Origin of the sequence: Amycolatopsis coloradensis (assembly GCF_037997115.1) — a bacterium.
Classification (GTDB): Bacteria; Actinomycetota; Actinomycetes; order Mycobacteriales; family Pseudonocardiaceae; genus Amycolatopsis; species Amycolatopsis coloradensis_A.
The window spans coordinates 5033994-5051940 of record NZ_CP150484.1 but is presented as its reverse complement, the minus strand read 5'-3'; the positions used below and the strand labels follow the sequence as shown (position 1 = coordinate 5051940).

The following is a 17947-nucleotide window of genomic DNA, read 5'->3' as shown; positions in this document are numbered from 1 at the left end:
GAACGAATAGAATCGCGCGATGATCAGCACGCGCCCGGCGGGACAGCACACCGTGCGACAGCACAACGCCGCCCTCGTCCTCGGCGCGATCGCGGACGGACCCGGCACTTCGCGAGCAGGCCTCGCCGCTGCCACCGGACTCACGAAGGCCACCGTGTCGACCGTGGTCGACCGCCTGATCGCGGCGGATCTCGTGGCCGAAGGCGAACCGGAACAGCGCGTCGGCCCAGGGCGGCGCGGCACCGTCGTGTCGCTCTCCCCCACCGGCCCGCACGGGCTCGGCATCGAAATCGGCGTCGACTACCTGGCGTCCTGCCTCGTCGATCTGACCGGCACCGTCCGGGCGCAGGAGGTCCGGTACGCGGACAACCGGACCCCGCAAGTCTTCCAGCGCGTCTCGGCGTTCCTGCACAAAGCACGGAAACAGGCGGACACGCTGGGCGTCCCCGTCGGCGGCGTCGGTATCGCGGTTCCGGGCCTGGTCGAATCCGGGCTCGTGCGGCTGGCGCCCAACCTGGGCTGGCGCGACGTCGATCTCGCCGACCGGCTCGGCGAGACGTTCACCGTCGCCAACGAAGCGAACTTCGCGGCACTCGCCGAGCTCTGGCACGGCTCGGCGTTGCCGGATTTCGTCCACGTGTCCGGCGAGATCGGGATCGGCGCGGGCATCGTGCTGGACCGCGCCCTGTTCGAAGGCGTCCGCGGCGCGGGCGGCGAGATCGGCCACCTGCCGGTGGCGCCCGACGGCCCACCATGTTCCTGCGGCGCGAACGGTTGCCTGGAACGGATGGCGGGCCAGGAGGAGATCCTGCGGCTCGCGGGCGCGGAAACGGTGGACGCTCTGGTCTCCGCACTGGAATCCGGCGACGGCGCGGCGGTTTCCGCCGTGACCACCGCCGCCGGACATCTCGGCGTCGGACTGTCCACTGTGGTCAATCTGATGGACGTTCCGGCGGTGGTACTAGGCGGAACCTACGCGCGACTGGAACCGTGGCTGCGTGAGCCACTCCTCGCCGAACTGGAACGCCGCGTGCCCAGCACGGCGTGGTCGCCGGTGCGTGTCGTCCGCTCGGCGCTCGGCACGGGAGCCGCCGTACGCGGGGCCGCCGGCTCGGTGATCCGCGGCATCCTCGCGAACCCCGAGCACTATCTCACGACTCACTGGCCATCCGATCAGGACGCTCGGGATCGGTGACCCCGGGCAACAAGGCCTCGATGGACAGCGCGCGCTCCTCGATGTCCGCGCGCTGAACGCGCCGGGCGTAGGCGATCAGTTCGTCGCGATCCGCGTGCGGGAGCCAGCCCTGCTCGCAGCCTGTCTCCAGCCGCACGAGGTAGCGCACCAGCTCCACCGACTCGGCGCCGAACTCCCGCATGCGGCGCGTCAGCAGTTCCGCCGCGCCGAGATACCCGTTGTTCCACGCGTGGACCGCCAGCAGCTGGGCCGTCGCGGCGAGGATGTCACCGAGGTGGAACCCGCCCTCCGCCGCGAGATGCCCCGCGAGGCGGAAACTGCGTCTGCCCTCACCGACCGGCCCCTCCTCGCGAATCGCTTCGAGCAGAGCCCCGATCTGCCGCGTCAGGTAGTCCTGACCCGAGCCCTCCACCGTCACCGCATTCCTCCACCCAGTCGCCGCGATCGTAGGAAGGTGTCAATGGGGACCAGGTCAGATACATCGAATGCCGAACCGTTATCACCCGAATGGGGTGTTCGGCGGTGCGTCTCGGTCAACAGGGCGCCACGGCTTCGGTCTCACCCGAGGCGCACCAACCCGGATGCCGGCGAAGCCACCCGTCGCGCTGCTTCTCGACGTCCCGTCGCGTCATCCCCCGCCCGGTCCGGCACTTGATGTTCGTCCCCGGCTCGGAGCCCTGATCCTCGTCCTTGCGGCAGGCCGCCTGTGCCTCCGTCTTGGCGGGCACCCTGCTCGTGGTCGGCGTGGCTGTGACCTGCCTTGCGCAGGTGACCGACAGCAGAAGCACGACACGCGCCATGTTCCCTCCGCCTCCGCCATCGAACCCGTCTGTATTCGGCGGGAAGGCGAAGAGCGTTACAGCGTCACCGCGCGGCGAAGGTCAACTGGTGGTGGCGGCGTTGATCGCCCGTGCGTAGTCGGCGGCCGTACCCTGCGCCGAACATTTCTTGATGTCGTCGTACAGCCACATGAAGCCACCGGGGATCCCCGCGGAAGACTTCCACGATCGCATCTTGCTCTCCACCTGCGCGGGCGAGTCCCCCGAAGTGCAGCCGGAGCCGTTCTTGCTCCACAGCCCCGGATCGACCGGCATCCCGAGCGACCGCGACCACGCCGCCGGATCGTTTCCGCTGCCGCCCGCGTACGCCTGCAGGTACACGCGGTCGACCAGACTCCCGAGCCCGTTCTTCACGCCCTGCCAGTACGAGACGGCGGTGTACGGCGCCAGCGTGAAGTTGCGGTAGCCCATGGCGTTCGCCATCCGCGCGAAAGCGACGGTCGAGTCGACGTCGTAGTGCGCTTCGTCGTCGTTGTTGATCGCGTCCGCGCCGGTGGCGTTCTTAAGCGCCAGGAAGTTGCGGTACAGCACGGTTCCGCTGCCGGTGCCGTCGCGCGCGATGAGGTTGTCGATGGCTTCCCAGTCCGGCGTACCCCAAGCGCCGACCGAGACCTCGATGCGGTCGACCGACGTCGGTGCCTGCTTCAGCGTCCGCAGGCGCGCGGGCCACGCGGTGTCGCCGACGTACCGGCCGTCTTTGACCACGAGATGGTCGTTGTAGTACAGATCTCCGTTGCCGTGGACGTGGACGCTCCACAGGATGACCGTGGTGAAACCCGACGACCGCAGGACGTCCATGACACCCTGTCCGTCCTGATAGAACGGTCCCCCGCCGTAGATCGCCGAGCGGCCGGCCGCCGCCTGGGCTTCAGCAGCGTCCGGTTGACTCGTTTGGACGATCGCGACACTCGTCGCGGCAGCCACGACGGCCACCGCCGCCCGCACCCAGGTCCACCTCATCAGGTCAGCTCCCTTCGGCCTGCTTCGGAGGGTATGAGATTTTCCAACGGTGCGGCCGAATTGTTCAGCGACCTGTCCGGTGGATTGGACCATTCAGCTCACGCCACCAGTCGTTCGGCGACCAGGAGAGCTCCCGCCAGGATCATCGAGGCGCCGGAGAGCCGGGAAACGGTCCGTGACACGGCGGGGCGTGCACGCACCGCGCAGGTGCGGACGAAGGTCAGTCCGAGAACACCCTCTGGACCGGCACCGGCCAGCGCGTTTCGCGTGACTGGATGGACGACACACGTGCTCAGAGGGACGACACGCGTGATTGCGTGGACGACTCAGCCCCGGCCGCGCGTGAAGGCCCCCTTCCCTCGGCTGAGCCGAGGGAAGGGGGGGAAGAGCGTGCTCGGCTGCCCGTATTGCCACGCCTGGGAATTCCNCGCTCTTCCGATCTCCTTCCCTCGGCTGAGCCGAGGGAAGGGGGCCTTCACGTACTCCACGCCGATACCGAGTGGGTCACCACTCACGAGGGGCGACGCCCGGCTGTTCTTCGAAGATCAGCCAAGTCCGCGTCGACCGCACGCCGTCCAGCGCCTGCAACCGTTCCAGGACGACGTCCCGCAGCGAAGCGTTGTCCGGTGTCCGTACCAGCAGCAGGATGTCGAAGTCACCGCCGACGAGCGAAACGTGCTCGACGAACGGGATCTGCCGCAGCTCGGCCGACATCGTCCGCCATGACGTCTGCTCGACGGTGATCAGGATGTACGCGCTCGTCCCGAGTCCGGCCCGCCGCGGGTCGATCCGGGCGCCGAAGCCGGTGATGACGCCTTCGGACATCAGCCGGTCCAATCTCGCGTAAGCGTTCGTACGCGAGATGTGCAGGCGCTCCGCCAGCGCGCGGACGGCGAGCCTGCCGTCGGCGGTCAGTTCGGCGAGGATCGCGCGATCGATGTCGTCGAGGGCAAGGACCGTTCGTCCCGGATCGCGGCCGTGAGCCACGCCACTACTGGACGGTTTGCCTGACTGAACCGATTCTGAGGACAGTTTGTCGCTCATTCCGCGTACCTCTTGAACACTGGGACTCCGGAATCCACCATCTCAGCATCATATGTCTGTGAAAGGTGGTGCTGCGCCATGTCGCGGGAGACCCCTGCCGCCGCGTTGCTGCCGTCCGAAGTCCCGGTGCGGTTCCTCGCCGAGGACGGCACACGCGTCGACCAGCACGGCGGCTATTCGGACCCGCCGTCCGAACGGCTCGTCGAGGCCTACCGGCTGATGGTGCTCGGCCGCCGGTTCGACGCCCAGGCGACCGCGCTGACCAAGCAGGGCCGTCTCGCGGTCTACCCGTCGAGTGCCGGCCAGGAGGCCTGCCAGGTCGCGAGCGCACTGGCCCTCACCGACGCGGATTGGCTCTTTCCCACCTACCGCGACTCCGTCGCGCTCGTCGCCCGCGGCCTTGAACCGGGCGAGATCCTGACGCTTCTTCGCGGCGACGCGCACTGCGGCTACGACCCCGCCAAGACCCGTGTCGCTCCGCAGTGCACCCCGCTGGCCACCCAGACCCTCCACGCGGCCGGGCTCGCCCACGCGATGCGGCGCCGCGGCGAGGACAGCGTCGCGTTCGCGCTCATCGGGGACGGCGCCACCAGCGAGGGCGACTTCCACGAGGCGCTCAACTTCGCGGCCGTGTTCAAGGCGCCGGTGGTGTTCTTCGTGCAGAACAACGGCTTCGCGATCTCCGTGCCGTTCGAGAAGCAGAGCGCCGCCCCCGCGCTGGCGTACAAGGGTGTCGGCTACGGCGTCCGCTCCGAGCAGGTCGACGGCAACGACGCCGTCGCGGTCCTCTCAGTGCTGGACGACGCCGTCGCGCACGCGCGCTCCGGCCTCGGACCCGTCCTGGTCGAGGCGCACACCTACCGGATCGACGCGCACACCAACGCCGACGACGCCACCCGCTACCGCGATCAGGCCGAGGTCGAGAACTGGCGCGCGGCCGACCCGGTGCGCCGTCTCGAAACGTATCTGACCACCGAGAATCTGTTGTCCACCAACGATATCGAGCGCTTCCAGGCCGAGGCTGAAAAGTTCGCCGCCGGGGTGCGCGACACCCTCAACGCCGACGTCGAGCCGGATCCGATGTCGCTGTTCGAGCACGTGTACGCCGTCCCGACCCGCCAACTCGCCGCCCAGCGGGCGCTGGTCGCTGCCGAACTGGAGGCCTGATGACCGAGATCTCGATGGCACAGGCGCTCAACGCCGCTCTGCGCGACGCGGTCAAGGACGACGACCGCGTACTCATCTTCGGCGAAGACGTCGGCCCGCTCGGCGGCGTGTTCCGGGTGACCGACGGCATCACCGCCGACTTCGGCGAGGAGCGCTGTTTCGACACGCCGCTGGCCGAGTCCGGCATCGTCGGTTTCGCGGTCGGGATGGCGATGGGCGGGTTCCGCCCGGTGATCGAAATGCAGTTCGACGCCTTCGCCTATCCCGCCTTCGAGCAGATCACCTCGCATGTAGCGAAACTGCGTAACCGCACCCGCGGCGCACTGTCGCTGCCGATGGTCATCCGCATTCCCTACGCGGGTGGGATCGGCGGCGTCGAGCACCACTGTGATTCGAGCGAGGCCTACTACACCCACACGCCCGGCCTTCGCGTCGTCACGCCCGGCACTCCCCAGGACGCCTACGACCTCCTGCGCGACGCGATCGACTCACCGGATCCGGTGATCTTCCTCGAACCCAAATGCCGCTACTGGTCGAAGGAGCCCGTGTCCTTCACCCGGGACGGCGCGGCCATGGACCGCGCGGTCGTCCGCCGCGAGGGCAAGGACGTCACGCTGATCGCGTACGGCCCGATGGTCGCCACCGCGCTGGAGACCGCGGAGGCCGCGACCGCCGAAGGCTGGGACGTCGAGGTCGTCGATCTCCGGTCGCTCAACCCGTTCGACGACGAGACCGTGACCGCTTCGGTGCGCCGCACCGGACGTGCGGTCGTCGTCCACGAGGCCGCCAGGTTCGGCGGCTACGGCGCCGAGGTGGTCGCCCGGGTCACCGAGCAGTGCTTCCACCAGCTGCACGCGCCGGTCCTTCGAGTCACCGGCCTCGACATCCCTTACCCGCCACCGAAATTGGAGCGCCATCAGCTTCCGGACGTCGACCGGATCCTGGACACCGTCGCCCGGCTGCAGTGGAACGACGAACCGGTGGTGGCCGGTGCCTGACTTCCTGCTCCCGGACCTCGGCGAAGGGCTCACCGAAGGCACCATCGTCACCTGGCTGGTCGCGGAGGGCGACTCAGTCGGTGTCGACCAGCCCGTCGTCGAAGTGGAGACCGCGAAGGCCGCGGTCGAGGTGCCGGTGCCGTTCGCCGGCGTCGTCACCCGCCTCCACGGCGAACCCGGCCAGTCGCTTCCGGTCGGCGCTCCGCTGCTCACCATCGGCCCCGGTTTCACCGAACCCGGCGTGACGACCGCGAGCGAAGGCAGCGGCAACGTCCTCATCGGCTACGGCACGACCACCACGACGAGGCGCCGCCGGACGCGCACCGTCGTCACCACACCCGAGAAGCCGTCGAAAGCGCCGGGCGTGATCTCCCCGTTCGTCCGCAAGATGGCCGCGGACAACAAGATCGACCTGACGAAGCTGACCGGCAGCGGTCCGGGCGGGATCATCCGGCGCGCCGACGTCGAGGCGGCGCTCACCGTCCCCGAGCAGCGGAACGGCGAGACGCGGATCCCGCTGACCGGCGTTCGCAAGGCGGTCGCCGACAAGCTGACGACCTCGCGCCGTCAGATCCCCGAAGCGACGGTCTGGGTCGACGTCGACGCGACCGGACTCGTCGCGGCGCGCAAGTCGCTCAACGCCTCGGCACCGGATCGCCCGGTGAGCCTATTGGGCCTCGTCGCCCGGTTCGCCGTGGCGGGCCTGCGGAGGTACCCCGAACTGAACTCGCGCGTCGAGGGCGACGAGATCGTCCAGCTTCGGGACATCAACCTCGGTTTCGCCGCGCAGACCGACCGGGGTCTCGTCGTGCCGGTGGTCCGCGACGCGGGCTCACTGTCCACAAGGGAGCTTTCGGCCGCGATCGGAGACCGCACCACCCAGGCCAGGGAAGGAAAACTCGGCCCGGCGGGTCTCACCGGCGGGACTTTCACGGTCAACAACTACGGCGTGTTCGGGGTCGACGGCTCGGCCGCGATCATCAATCATCCGGAAGCGGCGATCCTCGGCATCGGCCGGATCATCGACCGCGCCTGGGTGGTCGACGGCGCGCTCGTGGCGCGCAAGATCTGCGAGCTGACCCTGGCGTTCGACCACCGGGTGTGCGACGGCGGGACCGCCGGCGGATTCCTCCGGTTCATCGCCGACTGCGTCGAATCGCCGGTCACCGCGCTCGGGGAGCTCTGAGCGGGCCGCACAACCCGCGGTTGTGACCCGCCAACGACACGTTGTTCGACTTCGAGGTCCCGGCTTGCTTGGATCTCGCGAGTGGGTGGGAGATCACTGGGACGACGGTTCGGCTGGCTGTGGGCGGCGTACGCGGCGAGCGCGTTCGGAACGAGGTTCGCGTTCGACGCGTTCAGCCTGATCGCCATCGTGGCGCTGGGCGCGGGCACCACGGAGGTCTCGCTGCTGGCGGCCGCCGGTCTCGTCGTCGGCGCCGTGGTCGCGCTGCCGCTCGGCCCCTGGGTCGAGTTCCGCCGCAAACGGCCGGTGATGATCGCGATGGATCTGATCCGGTGTGCGGCGCTGCTGACCGTCCCGGTGGCGTACGTGTTCGGCCTGCTCGGCTTCGGTCAGCTTCTCGCCGTGTCCGTCGTCGTCGCGGCCGCCGACATCACGTTCCTGGCCGCCAGCGGGGCGTTCCTGAAAACCCTGCTGCCACCGGACGATCTGCTGGTCGCGAACGCCCGATTCGAATCGACGACCTGGACCGCGACCGTACTCGGTCCGCCGCTGGGCGGTTTCGCCGTCGGCCTCTTCGGGCCGGTCGTCACGATCGCCGCCGACGCGATCAGCTATCTGCTCTCGGCGATCGGGATCCGTGCGGTCGGTGGTTCGGAGCCACCACCCGCGAAACGGGAAGGCCCTCGGCTGACCGGCCGCGACCTGCGGGAAGGCTGGCGGTTCATCCTCACCCACCCGTTGCTGCGGCCGCTGTTCGTCAACACGATCGTGGTCAACGGCCTGATCATGGCGACCGCGCCGCTGATGGCCGTCCTGATGCTCGGGCAACTCGGCTTCGCTCCGTGGGAGTACGCGGTGGCCTTCGCCGTGCCGTGTCTCGGCGGGCTGATCGGGGCGAGGCTCTCCCGGACCGTGGTCGCCTGGTACGGCCGGGACAGGGTCCTCTTCGTCGCCGGTTGGCTGCGGGTCTGCTGGCCCATCGGGCTGGTCTTCGTCCAGCCCGGTGTTCCCGGGCTGATCCTGGTCATCGTCGTCGAATTCTGCCTGATCACCTGCATCGGCGTGTTCAACCCGGTGCTCGCCACCAGCAGGCTCGAACAGGTTCCCCTCGACCGAGCGGCGCGCACGCTGTCGGCCTGGTCGATCGCCGGAAAACTCACCACCGCCTCGCTGACCGCCCTGTGGGGCCTGCTCGCCGCGTTCACCGGGCCGCGCGCGGCGGTCGGCATCGCCGGAGCGCTCATGCTCGCGACCCCGCTCCTGCTCCCCCGAAACCGTCGGAGGGCTGTGCCAGTATCGGCGCATGGCGATCAAGAGAGTGGTAGCCGACCTCGAGACCAAGTCCCTTGAGCAGGCGAAAACCTTCTACGAGCGGGTGCTCGGCTTCGAAGTGGTGATGGACCACGGCTGGATCGTGACCCTGGCCGATCCGGACCGGCCGGAGGTGCAGCTGAGCCTCATGACCCACGACGAGACGGCGCCCGTCGTCCCGGCCGTCTCGATCCAGGTGGACGACGTCGACGCGGCGTACGAGGAAGCGAAGGCGTCCGGTGCCGAGATCGTGCACGAACTGACCGACGAGCCCTGGGGCGTCCGGCGATTCTTCGTCCGTGATCCCGGCGGTCACGTGGTCAACGTGCTCGCGCACGGCTGACGGGGTTTCATCAAAATTTCATGACTCGTCCCTAGCGTTCGAACACGCACCGTAATCGAACGAAGGGACGATGAATGTGAAGAAGCTCAGGGGGGTCCTGGCGGCGGCCGTGCTGGCCACCGGTCTGCTCGGCGCCGTCGCTCCGTCGGCGCAGGCCGAGACGGCCGACCAGGCGCGGTACTACATCCTCATCGGCGGCACCTGCGACGGGGCCGCGACCGTCTACGACGACGCCTGGTTGCGGGGCGGGATCAAGAAGGTGGTCCACTACCCGGCGGGCGCCCTCGGTGCCCCGAACTGCGACCAGACGCCGATGGACCAGAGTGTCGCGCGCGGGCACGAAGAAGCCCGTCGTGTCGCCCAAAGCTCCTTCGACGAGAACCCGGGCGCGGAATTCACCGTCGTCGGCTACTCGCAGGGCGCGCTGGTCGCGAACCTGGTGCTGAACGACATCGCCGACGGGAAGCTGGCCGTGGACAAGTCGCGGTTCAGGGCGAAGATCTTCGCCGACCCGATGCAGCCCGTCGGTCCGCCGGGACGTGGGATCAGCGCGGTGCTCCCGCCGGGCACCGGGGCGCCGTCGCCGTTCGGCGGCTACGTGTCGTTCGGTCCCGGCCGCACCGACTTCGGCGGTATCCCGTACATCCGCTACTGCATCGAGACCGACGGTGTCTGCCACTTCGACACCCTGGAAGCGCCGGGCGGATACTTCGCCCAGCACTTGTGCTACCAGTGGGCCCGTCCCACCGATCACCGCTCGATCATGGAGGACACGATCGCGGACGGCGTGTACACCAACGGATCGCACGCGCTGCCGCGGCAGAACTGCCGTCCGCCGCACCCGGCGCCGTGACCGGTTGAAGACGGCTGTCATCCGGCGCCCGATCGCCGGGTGACAGCGGTTCGGGCGATGGCCCGCCCACAGTGCCGTGGGCGGGCCATCGTCGATCTACCGGACCGGCTGTCCCTCCGGCGCCGGGGCGTGGCCGGTCGGCCGGGCCGTGAAGATGCCCCGGCCCTGGGTCCGGCTGCGCAATCGCGTCGCGTAGCCGAACAGTTCGGCCAGCGGCACGGTCGCGGTGACCACGGTCGTTCCCGCGCGCACCACCGACCCCAGCACCCGGCCACGCCGGGCCGCGAGGTCGCCGAGCACCACGCCGACGGCGCTTTCGGGCACGGTGACGGTCACTTCGGCGACCGGCTCCAGCAGCGTCATCGCGCCGGCGCGCAACGCCTCGCGGAGCGCGAACCGCCCCGCCATGCGGAACGCCATCTCCGACGAGTCCTTCGAGTGGGTGGCGCCATCGGTCAGCATAACCCGCACACCCGTCACCGGATGGCCGCCGAGCGGGCCTTCCGCCAGCGCGTCACGGCAACCCGCTTCGACAGCGCGGACGTATTCCCTCGGCACCCGGCCACCGACCACAGTGGACTCGAACTCGAATTCGCCTTTCTCCAAGGGTTCCGTGTCGATGACGACGTGCGCGAACTGGCCGGCACCGCCGTCCTGCTTGACGTGCCGGTAGACGAAACCGGACACGCCCCGAGCCACCGTCTCGCGGTAAGCGACGCGAGGCCGCCCGACGCCGACGTCGAGCCCGTGGTCGCGACGGATCTTCTCCACCGCCACCTCCAGATGCAGTTCGCCCATTCCCGAGAGCAGGATCTGGCCGGTCTCGCGATCGGTCCGGATGACCAGAGACGGATCCTCCTCGACCAGCCGTGCCAGCGCCGACATCAGCCGTTCCGTATCGGTTCCCGTGCGTGCCTCGACGGCGACCGACACGACCGGATCGGCCACGACGGGCGGCTCGAGCAGGAGCGGCTCCGACGGCGTGCACAGCGTCGCGCCGGCGCGCGCCGTCTTCAGCCCGACCACCGCGACGATGTCGCCCGCGACGGCACTGTCCACCCTGGTGTGCCGGTCCGCCTGGACCCGCAGGATGCGGCCGACGCGCTCGATACGACCGCTGCCCACGTCCATCACCGCCTCCGAAGTCCGGATCGTGCCCGAGTACACCCGCAGGTACGTCAACCGCCCGGTGGCGGTCGAGGTCACCTTGAACACCAGTGCCGCGAACGGCGCCGACGGATCGGCGGGCCGTTCGTGGGCCGTGCCTCCGTACTCGCCCCGGACCGGCGGGACATCCGACGGCGAGGGCAGATACGCCACCACGGCTTCCAGCAACGGCTCCACACCGCGGTTGCGGTACGCCGAGCCGCATAGCACCACGACGCCCTCCCCGGTGTGGGTCAGTTCGCGCAGCGCCGAGACCAGCGTCTCCGTCGAAACCGCCGAAGACGCGCAGAACTCGTCCAGCGCGGCCGGATGGAGTTCCGCCACGGTCTCGTCGAGCAGACGGCGACGCCGGTTCGCTTCGTCCACAAGGGACTCCGGAACCGGTCCGTCCTCGGCCCGCTCGGCGCCGTCGGCCCAGACGAGCGACCGCATCCGCAGCAGATCGACGACGCCTGCGAAACCGTCTTCCTGCCCGATCGGCATCTGGACCACCAGCGGACGCGGATGCAGCCGCTCCCGGATGGACTCCACGGCCGCGTCCAGATCCGCTCCCGCGCGGTCGAGTTTGTTGACGAACGCGATCCGCGGTACGCCGTGCCGGTCGGCCTGGCGCCACACCGATTCGCTCTGCGGTTCGACCCCGGCGACGCCGTCGAACACCGCGATCGCGCCGTCGAGGACGCGGAGGGACCGTTCGACTTCGTCGGAGAAGTCGACGTGGCCGGGCGTGTCGATCAGGTTGACGAGATGGCCGTTCCACGTACAGCTGACGGCGGCGGCGAAGATGGTGATGCCACGGTCTCGCTCCTGGGAATCGAAGTCGGTCACGGTAGTGCCGTCATGGACCTCACCACGTTTGTAAGTGGTTCCGGTGACGTACAGGATCCGTTCGGTCAGCGTGGTCTTGCCCGCGTCGACATGGGCGAGGATGCCCAGATTGCGGACGGCGGACAGGGGGACGGTGCGCATGGCGCGGGCCTTTCGAAAGTGATCTCCGGAGCTCGGACTGCGCGATTCGGGCGAACGCGGGCAGGCGCCCTCGCCGTCGTGAGACGACGGGAAGCGGGCGCGAAAAAGTCAGGCGTTCGTCAACGGGCCGGTGCTAGCCGCGCGGCAGGCACCGGACGCGCGGAGACACGAGGATCACCTCGTAGCGGGCCGAGGGGACGACGACGGCGTGGTGATGACGCACTGTCCTGTCCTTCCTCGCCGGGATGATTCGCGGCGAGTGTAGCCACCGGAGGCGCGGACCGGGAACCGGTTTTCCGCGGATCCGGAGGAAACCGGGCGAAGACCGGCGCCGTCGGCTGCAACCTGGAGGACACCGATCACCGGACCGGCGAGCTGGTCGACGCGTTCCTGGGCGACCGCGGGATCCAGGAGCCGGAAAGGGTTGCCGAGGCCATCCGGCGGGGCAGGCTCTACCGGGAGGCCGGCGCCGACTGCGTGTACCCCATCGGGGTGCGACGCCGTGACGACATCGCCGCACTGGTCAGCGAACTCGCGTGCCCGGTGAACGGCAACGTCGGCGAGGAACTGGATCTGGCCGCGCTCCGGGAACTCGGCGTGGCCAGGAGTGCCCCGGTCGTGAGTGGCGATTCGCGTTAGAACCCGAATCGCCACTCACGACCCCCGGCACCCGTCACTTGCAGAACGCGGCGTCCACAGTGGCCATGACCGCCTTGGAACCCTTCTCCCCGTCGCCGAAGGTACCCGGCATCGCGGTAACGGCAAGCCCGACGATCCGGCCGTCTTCCGTGGCCCCACCACGGGTTTCGAAGCCGTGAATATCCCCGCCGTGTCCCCAGTACACGCCGCCGCAGCTGAGCGGGTTGCTCATCAGGCCGAGGCCGTATTTGGTACCGGGGAACAGAGGCGCGTCGACCGTCTTCCGCATTTCGGCCAGCTGCGCGGCGGGCAGCAGCCTGCCTTCGAGCAACACCTTGAAGAACTTGCCGAGGTCACCGGGGGTCGAGATCAGCTGCCCGGCGGCGCCGCCCCAGGACGGGTCCAGCTCGGTCGCGTCGATCACCTTGCCGGTGGCGGCGTCGCCGATGGCGTAACCCTGCGGATGGCGTCCCTGGATGGTCTGGTCGCCGACCTGCGGCCAGTACGTGTGCTTCAGGCCCGCCTTCTTGATCACGCGTTCGGTGATCTGCTCCTGGATCGGACGTCCGGTCACGTTCTCGATCAGCATGCCCGCCAGCAGATAGCCGGTGTTGCTGTACTCCCACTTGGTGCCTGGCGCGAACTTCGCCGGGTGGCGCAAAGCCGCGGCGAGCAGTTCGTGGTTCGGGACATACCGGTGCTGCACCTGCTCGAAGTTCTCGAGCCCGAGGTATTCGGTGTAGTTCGGCAGCCCGCTGGTGTGCTGCAGCAGATGCCGGACGGTGATCCTGGTTGCGTCGATGCCCTCGCCACGCACGATCTCGGGAAGGTATTTCTCGATCGGCGCGTCCAGTTCCACCTTGCCCTCGGCCACCAGTTGCAGGACCGCGACCGCCGTGAACGTCTTGGTGTTGCTGCCCGCCCGGACCGTGCCGTCCCGGGGAACCGGGACCTGGCGATCGATCCGCGAGGACCCCGCGACCAGCGACGCCGCACGCCTTCCGTCCGCCACATAGGCGAGCGCGGCCGGGAACTTCTCTTGACGCACCAAGGCATCGAGGCCCTTCTGCAGCTCCGTCCCCTTGGCAGGCGCCGCGTCCGCCGCCGTGGTCAACGCGGCGCCCATCAGCCCCGCCGCCGTCAGGACCGCGACACCCTTGCGTACTGTCATTCGCACTCCTTGCTCGAACTGATCGACACCTACGACTCTGTCCGGACTGGGCGCGAAGATCAGGAGTGCTGACTGCCGAATCCCGGGTAGCGCTGGCGCTACCCCCGCCGAAAATTTTCGGAGGAGAATTCGTCCCACCATTGTCCGCGCGGGATGCGGCTGGCTAAGGTCAGTTCGGTAAGTGGACTAGACCACCCGAGGCCGGGAGGCGACGATGCCCCTCGACGAACAGCAGACCTGGGCACTGCTGCGCGAGCTGGACCAACCCGGCCACTGGGAGGTGCCGCACGACTTCGACGGACCGGCCGAACGGGCTCGCTTCGAGCGACTGGCCGAACGTCTCTCTCGCCGATTCGGCTGCACCTGCGAAGTCGACCGCCACGTCCAGGACGCCAGCCACCTCGGCAGGATCGTGCTCCCGGCGAGCGCGATCTCCGCACGCGACCAGGTGACCGTCACGGTCAGCAATTTCGGCGGCCTCGTCGCGGTGACGCTGGGGAATCCGGGCAGCTACGACGAAGACGAGGAACGGGAGTTCTTCCCGGCACCGGTCCGAAGACAGATCGAAGACGAGCTGGAAGCGCTCGGCTACCTGCCCGTCTCCGAACACCCGTTGTGGACCAAGTACACCGGGATCAGCGGATTCGACACCCTCTATCCCGCGGACCGGCCGCCGTCGTGGTGGGACCGGTTCTTCGACTACCTCTAGGCGTTGCTCGGCGCGAGCGCCCCGGCGACTTCCGCCGCGTTCGGCACACTCACGAGCACCTCGTCGATCGGGAGCCCGGCGACCTCGCGATCGATTTCGATCCGCAGCCCCGGCACACCTCCGCGAGCCGACACCAGCTGACGGATCCCCGTGCCCAGACCCCAGTAGCCCACCTTCAGCACTCCGCTGATCAGCGCGCCGACCCGTCCCCCGCGCGTCCGCCGCAAGGGCGCGTCGACCTGCTCGACGACCTTGATCGCCGCCCGTGGCACGACCACTTCGTCGCGCCACACGGCCAGCCGCTCCCAGGCCGAGAACCGCACCCGTACACCGACCTCGGTGATGTCCATCGTCGCCATCGTGACCGCCTTCCCTCCATAGCCATCTGATGTAGTTGTTATAGCAAGTGTATAGCAGATATCCTTGCGGGGTGTTGCTGACTCTCGACCTCGACAGCGAGGTTCCGATCTACCAGCAGATCCGCGACCGGATCGTCGAAGCCGTCGCCGACGGCGTACTGGCCGAGGGCAGCGCCCTGCCCTCCACCCGGCAGCTCGGCGCCGATCTCGGGATCAACTTCCACACCGTCAACAAGGCCTATGACCTGCTGCGGACGCAGGGCTTCATCCGGATCAACCGCAAGACCGGCGCGGTCGTCCGGCGTGACGCGTCCTCGGGTCCGGCGGAGGACGGCTACGCGGACGAATGGCAGGACCGTCTGCGCACCTTGCTCGCCGAAGCCGTCGCGCTGGGCTTGGGCCCGCGCGAGGTGACCAGCCGGTGCGAGTCCGTGCTGGACTCCTTCGCCGTGAGCGCCCGGCGATGACCGGACCGCTCTGGCTGAACCTTTCCCTGATCGCGTTCACCGCGGCCACCTTCGCCTCGGCACCCGCGCTGGCGCGGCCGACTCTTCCCTTCGGCGTCCGGGTCCCGGCCCGGCGCACCGGAGAGGCCGTCATCCTCCTCGCGCGCCGTCGCTACAACCGGGGAATCGCGGTAGGTGCGGTTGTCGCCTGCGCCCTCGTCTTCATCGACGGGCTCGCACCCGAGATGGTCCTGGTCGGTCTCGTCGCGGCCTGTTCGCTGCTCGGCGGCCTGGCCAGTCGTTCGATCGCCGCCGCGAAACGCGAGGAGGGCTGGTATGCCGGGACACGGCAGGCGGTCATCGCCGACACCTCGCTGCGCTCGGATCCGGTACGTCCACAGTGGATCCTGCTGGCGCCGGCGGCGCTGCTGACCGTCGTCACGGCGGTCATCGGCCTGTCCAAGGGCACGACGAACTTCTCGACGGTCCTCACGCAGATCCTGGTCCTCGTGCTGATCCCGCCTCTGACCATCGCGATCTCCCGGGCCAGACCCGAGATCGACGCCGCACAGCCGTCGGCGTCGGCTTCGCGGTACAAGGAGTACCTGCACGGGGTGCTCAGCCTGCTGCTGATCTCCGCGGGCTGCGTCAACGCGACCATGCTCGTCGTTTCGCTCCAGCAGTGGGAGTTCGTCGAGACGACGGTGCCGACGACGATCGTGGGCCACCTGCCCCTCGTCGCCGCCTTCATCGCGTGGATCGTCTTCTCCGTCCGGGCAGGCGACGCCGGGCACCGGTTGTCTCCCACCGGCGACGAACCGGAGACCCGGTACGAACAACGCGACGACGACCGCTATTGGCACGCCGCCGGGATGGTCTACCTGAACCGGAACGACCCCGCGCTCTTGGTGCACCGGCGGGTCGGGACCTACTGGACGCTCAATCTCGGGCATCCGATCGCGTGGGTCGTCCTCGCCGCGGTCGCCGTGACGGGGGTGCTGGCCGGATTCGGTGTCGTGACCCTCCCGGCGAAGGGCGGCTGACGATACCCTGGCCGTGGGTGAGGAACCGTGGCCGTGGTGCCGGACTTCGTGGGAAAGCAGGTGCTCGACGCCTGGCTGTCCGGGCACGACGCGGGCCAGTCGCTGCAAGGCCCCGATCCGGACACCCCGCCGGCGCCCCCTGCCGGGCCTTCTCGAAGACCAGTCCGAGGGCTGATCACCGGGTGTGATCGGCGGTGCCCGGGCCGCTCGTTACCCTGAGGGGATGACGTCGCAGAAAACCCCTCAGACGATGAAGCCCGCGACAGCGGCGAAGAAGCTGGGTGTGTACCTCGAGGCAACCCCGGCGGAGTTCCAGGAGGGTGTCGTCTCCCGCGACGAACTGAACGCGCTGCAGGCCGAGCCACCCGAGTGGCTGCGGGAACTGCGCCGCAACGGGCCGCACCCGCGTCCGGTCATCGCGGCGAAGCTGGGCGTCTCCATCAGCGGCCTGGCGCGCGGCGGGATCACAGGTGCCCTCACCACCGAGCAGATCGAAGCGGTCAAGAACGAGAACCCCGATTGGCTGAAGCGGGAGCGCGAGACGCAGGCCGAGGTCCGCAAGGAGGAGGCGCGCCTCAAGGCCGCCCGCAGCGAAAGCTGACCGGCGACGGGCTTGCCGCGCCGGAAGCGTTGCGAAAGCCACTTTCGCAACCTCGGCCCGCGGGCGCTAACCGCGACGACGGGGCTTGCCGCGCTTCCCGCCCTGAGGAGTGCGGCGATTCCCGGTCTGCGGCTTCCGGCCGGCAGCTTGGGGGCGCTTGCTCTTCGCCGGGGTCTTCTTCTCCGGCGCCTGCTTTTCCGGGGACTGCTGCCGCCCGCGCGTGCTGTTGACCGTGCGGCCGCGCACGATCCCGATGAACTGCTCCATCAGGTCGGAGGTCTCTTCGTCCGGCCAGGACAACGCGACGCCGGACTCCGGCGTACCGGAGATCGGACGGTAGGTCAGGTCACGCCGGTGGTGCAGCCGCGCGAGCGACTGCGGGACGACCAGGAGCCCGACACCGGCGGCGACCAGTTCGATGGCGTCCGCCGTGGTGGCGGGTCGCTCCAACGCGGGTTTCCCCGGCGGCGCGGCCCAGTCCAGCGTGTCGTCGAGCGGGTGCAGCACGATTTCGTCGGCGATGTCGTCGACGGAGACCTCGTCCGCGGCGGCGACCAGGTGGTCCTTGGGGACGACCACGACGGTCGTCTCGGTGTAGAGCGGGATCGCGTGCAGCCCCTCGCGATCGATCGGGAGCCTCAGCAGGACGGCGTCCACCTCGCGCTCCCGGACCAGCGCCGCGGCCTCGGCCGCGGTCGCTTGGACGAGTTCGAGCGGCACGCCGGGCGACCGCTCGTTCCAGATCCGGACCCACTTCGAGGGCGTCACGCCGGGGACGTACGCGAGCTTGAAGGAGGTTGGGCTATCCGGGCCGGTCATGGGGCAAGGTTACCGGGAGTGGTCATCGCCCTCGTGAGTGGCAAGGACGGTTAGAACCAGATCGGNAGTGGTCATTGCCCTCGTGAGTGGCAAGGACGGTTAGAACCGTCCTTGCCACTCACGAGCCC

19 protein-coding genes and 1 pseudogene are annotated in these 17947 nt (G+C 69.1%); 12 read left to right on the top strand and 8 right to left on the bottom strand.

What is annotated here, in order from left to right:
• Nucleotides 1-19: 19 nt before the first annotated feature.
• A complete protein-coding gene (locus LCL61_RS23630; protein ID WP_340681724.1) occupies nt 20-1195 on the top strand; it encodes an ROK family transcriptional regulator in 1176 nt (391 codons plus the stop codon).
• Here LCL61_RS23630 and LCL61_RS23625 read toward each other — a convergent pair.
• The 4 genes from LCL61_RS23625 to LCL61_RS23610 all read right to left on the bottom strand — a co-directional run bounded on the left by LCL61_RS23625 (nt 1152) and on the right by LCL61_RS23610 (nt 3981).
• Entirely contained in the window at nt 1152-1613 is a 462-nt protein-coding gene (locus tag LCL61_RS23625) for a hypothetical protein (RefSeq protein ID WP_340681723.1), read from the bottom strand. The genes LCL61_RS23630 and LCL61_RS23625 overlap by 44 nt on opposite strands.
• A gap of 115 nt (nt 1614-1728) precedes the next feature.
• Nucleotides 1729-1995, bottom strand: coding sequence for a hypothetical protein (locus LCL61_RS23620; protein WP_340681722.1), 267 nt, complete (start codon nt 1993-1995; stop codon nt 1729-1731).
• Nucleotides 1996-2076: 81 nt separating this feature from the next.
• Entirely contained in the window at nt 2077-2994 is a 918-nt protein-coding gene (locus tag LCL61_RS23615) for a lysyl endopeptidase (RefSeq protein ID WP_340681721.1), read from the bottom strand.
• A gap of 504 nt (nt 2995-3498) precedes the next feature.
• Nucleotides 3499-3981: an Lrp/AsnC family transcriptional regulator gene (locus LCL61_RS23610; RefSeq protein ID WP_091596826.1), complete on the bottom strand. Its 483-nt coding sequence runs from the start codon at nt 3979-3981 to the stop codon at nt 3499-3501.
• A 135-nt stretch (nt 3982-4116) separates the two neighbouring features.
• Between LCL61_RS23610 and pdhA the strand changes: the two genes are divergently transcribed.
• The 6 genes and pseudogenes from pdhA to LCL61_RS23580 all read left to right on the top strand — a co-directional run bounded on the left by pdhA (nt 4117) and on the right by LCL61_RS23580 (nt 9896).
• A complete protein-coding gene (gene pdhA / locus LCL61_RS23605; protein WP_340681720.1) occupies nt 4117-5205 on the top strand; it encodes a pyruvate dehydrogenase (acetyl-transferring) E1 component subunit alpha in 1089 nt (362 codons plus the stop codon).
• Nucleotides 5205-6203 carry an alpha-ketoacid dehydrogenase subunit beta gene (locus LCL61_RS23600; RefSeq protein WP_340681719.1) on the top strand — a complete coding sequence of 333 codons (999 nt, stop codon included), beginning with the start codon at nt 5205-5207 and terminating at the stop codon, nt 6201-6203. The genes pdhA and LCL61_RS23600 overlap by 1 nt, the downstream gene beginning before the upstream one ends.
• Nucleotides 6196-7389: a dihydrolipoamide acetyltransferase family protein gene (locus tag LCL61_RS23595; protein ID WP_340681718.1), complete on the top strand. Its 1194-nt coding sequence runs from the start codon at nt 6196-6198 to the stop codon at nt 7387-7389. The genes LCL61_RS23600 and LCL61_RS23595 overlap by 8 nt, the downstream gene beginning before the upstream one ends.
• Nucleotides 7390-7470: 81 nt before the next feature.
• Nucleotides 7471-8856: pseudogene (locus LCL61_RS23590) on the top strand (MFS transporter); the annotation flags it as partial.
• Complete coding sequence (locus LCL61_RS23585) at nt 8765-9043, top strand: VOC family protein (RefSeq protein WP_425341929.1); 279 nt, start codon at nt 8765-8767, stop codon at nt 9041-9043. The pseudogene LCL61_RS23590 and the gene LCL61_RS23585, both read left to right, overlap by 92 nt.
• Nucleotides 9044-9113: 70 nt before the next feature.
• Nucleotides 9114-9896, top strand: a complete 783-nt coding sequence (locus LCL61_RS23580) for a PE-PPE domain-containing protein (protein WP_340681715.1) — start codon at nt 9114-9116, stop codon at nt 9894-9896.
• A 96-nt stretch (nt 9897-9992) separates the two neighbouring features.
• On the opposite strand, the gene fusA is transcribed toward LCL61_RS23580, so the two are convergent.
• Nucleotides 9993-12032, bottom strand: coding sequence for an elongation factor G (gene fusA / locus LCL61_RS23575; RefSeq protein WP_340681714.1), 2040 nt, complete (start codon nt 12030-12032; stop codon nt 9993-9995).
• Between the two features lie 345 nt (nt 12033-12377).
• Here fusA and LCL61_RS23570 point away from each other — a divergent pair, with 345 nt between their 5' ends.
• Nucleotides 12378-12671: an isocitrate lyase/phosphoenolpyruvate mutase family protein gene (locus LCL61_RS23570; RefSeq protein WP_340688659.1), complete on the top strand. Its 294-nt coding sequence runs from the start codon at nt 12378-12380 to the stop codon at nt 12669-12671.
• A gap of 34 nt (nt 12672-12705) precedes the next feature.
• On the opposite strand, the gene LCL61_RS23565 is transcribed toward LCL61_RS23570, so the two are convergent.
• Complete coding sequence (locus tag LCL61_RS23565) at nt 12706-13842, bottom strand: serine hydrolase domain-containing protein (protein ID WP_340681713.1); 1137 nt, start codon at nt 13840-13842, stop codon at nt 12706-12708.
• A gap of 214 nt (nt 13843-14056) precedes the next feature.
• Between LCL61_RS23565 and LCL61_RS23560 the strand changes: the two genes are divergently transcribed.
• Nucleotides 14057-14551 (top strand): hypothetical protein, encoded by a 495-nt coding sequence (locus LCL61_RS23560; protein WP_340681712.1) that lies wholly within the window; start codon nt 14057-14059, stop codon nt 14549-14551.
• Here LCL61_RS23560 and LCL61_RS23555 read toward each other — a convergent pair.
• Entirely contained in the window at nt 14548-14910 is a 363-nt protein-coding gene (locus LCL61_RS23555) for a hypothetical protein (RefSeq protein WP_340681711.1), read from the bottom strand. The genes LCL61_RS23560 and LCL61_RS23555 overlap by 4 nt on opposite strands.
• Before the next feature lie 71 nt (nt 14911-14981).
• Between LCL61_RS23555 and LCL61_RS23550 the strand changes: the two genes are divergently transcribed.
• From LCL61_RS23550 to LCL61_RS23540, 3 genes are all read left to right on the top strand, one after another.
• Nucleotides 14982-15377 carry a GntR family transcriptional regulator gene (locus LCL61_RS23550; RefSeq protein WP_340681710.1) on the top strand — a complete coding sequence of 132 codons (396 nt, stop codon included), beginning with the start codon at nt 14982-14984 and terminating at the stop codon, nt 15375-15377.
• Nucleotides 15374-16399: a DUF1648 domain-containing protein gene (locus LCL61_RS23545; RefSeq protein WP_340681709.1), complete on the top strand. Its 1026-nt coding sequence runs from the start codon at nt 15374-15376 to the stop codon at nt 16397-16399. Before LCL61_RS23550 ends, LCL61_RS23545 begins: the two co-directional genes overlap by 4 nt.
• A 250-nt stretch (nt 16400-16649) precedes the next feature.
• On the top strand, nt 16650-17000 hold the full coding sequence (locus LCL61_RS23540) for a DUF5997 family protein (protein ID WP_340688658.1): 351 nt from the start codon (nt 16650-16652) through the stop codon (nt 16998-17000).
• Between the two features lie 66 nt (nt 17001-17066).
• On the opposite strand, the gene LCL61_RS23535 is transcribed toward LCL61_RS23540, so the two are convergent.
• On the bottom strand, nt 17067-17819 hold the full coding sequence (locus tag LCL61_RS23535; RefSeq protein ID WP_340681708.1) for a LysR family substrate-binding domain-containing protein: 753 nt from the start codon (nt 17817-17819) through the stop codon (nt 17067-17069).
• Nucleotides 17820-17947 lie beyond the last annotated feature (128 nt).